1 protein-coding gene and 1 pseudogene are annotated in these 1087 nt (G+C 79.0%); both read right to left on the bottom strand.

Going from position 1 to position 1087, the window contains the following annotated elements; translation table 11 throughout:
• A pseudogene (locus IH13_RS44885) lies at positions 1–359 on the bottom strand (hypothetical protein); the annotation flags it as partial.
• Positions 356–1087: type ISP restriction/modification enzyme (locus IH13_RS0124940; protein WP_031088045.1), on the bottom strand; the 732-nt coding region annotated here is incomplete at its 5' end. The gene IH13_RS0124940 and the pseudogene IH13_RS44885, both read right to left, overlap by 4 nt.

The raw sequence follows: 1087 nt of genomic DNA, 5'->3' as shown, positions 1-1087 counted from the left end.
GCCCCCCGCTCAGGGCCGTGTCCGAGACGACCCCCGCCCCGGCGCAGTGTTGCGATCCGCTCGCCCGTCATCCCCAGGGCCCGCAGGGTTGCGTCGGTGTGCTCACCCGGCGTCGGTACGGCACCCATCGGCGTCTCCGCCCCGCCCGGCGGCGCGATCGGCGGCGGCAGCGCCCGCGACGCCCCCATGGGCGGGTCCACTCCCGCCGGCCGTTGCGCGCGGCCCGGTACCCGTCCGGCGAGCCGGCGCCACTTGCCGCCGTTCCGCACCGCGGGCAGCACCTGCTCCCCGTCCGCCGTGCGGTGGACGTACGTCCCGCCCGGACCGCGACGCCCGGTACGCGCGGCCGCGACACTCACAGCAGCGCGAACTGCCCCTCCGGGCCCTCCTCCCGGTGGTCCAGCACGGAGGCCGGGCGCCGGGCGGACGCGGGCGGCGGGAGGACCCCGGCGGTGCGCAGGTCCTCCGGGGCCAGAAGGGCCGACCGGTCGATCCGGTCCCGCAGCGCCCGCTGACGCGGGGTCAGCTCGGCGAGCAGGGCGAGCACGGTGACCAGCTCCAGCAGTTCCGAGGTCCACCCCTGCGGCCAGGCGCGCGGACACAGCGCGGCCAGCCCCTCCGCCTCCGGCCGCGCCGCGCGGCGGGAGAACCAGAGCTCCAACATCCGCACCCCGCCCACCTGGAACTCCCACGCCCCTTCCGGCACGGGTGAGACGCGGCCCTCGTCGAGGCTGAGCGTCCCGGTGGCGGGGTCGTAGTCCAGCTCGGCCGGCCGGGGCGGGATCGCGGCCCGCACGTAGGGGCGCCGCCCGCCCGGGAGCCGGGGCCGCTCCCCACCGTGCGCCCCGCGCAGATGCAGTCGCAGCAGCTCCCGGCCGAGCTCCACCCCCTCCGCCCACAGGGCGCCGTCCACGGGCAGCGGGACGAGCGGTCCGGCGGGGGAGGGGCGGGCGGCGGCGAGCGCCCAGGCCAGGACCGATTCGGGGGTGAGGGGGGTGCCGTACCGGGTGTGCAGCAACCCGGTCAGTCCGGGTGCGAGATTGGGCTCCCGGCCGCCCGGCCGCCGGTAGAGGGGCCGGATGCGGCC

The sequence above is a fragment of the Streptomyces sp. NRRL WC-3549 genome, assembly GCF_000721935.1.
Taxonomy (GTDB): Bacteria; Actinomycetota; Actinomycetes; order Streptomycetales; family Streptomycetaceae; genus Streptomyces.
This window is presented reverse-complemented; position numbering and strand designations above follow the sequence as displayed.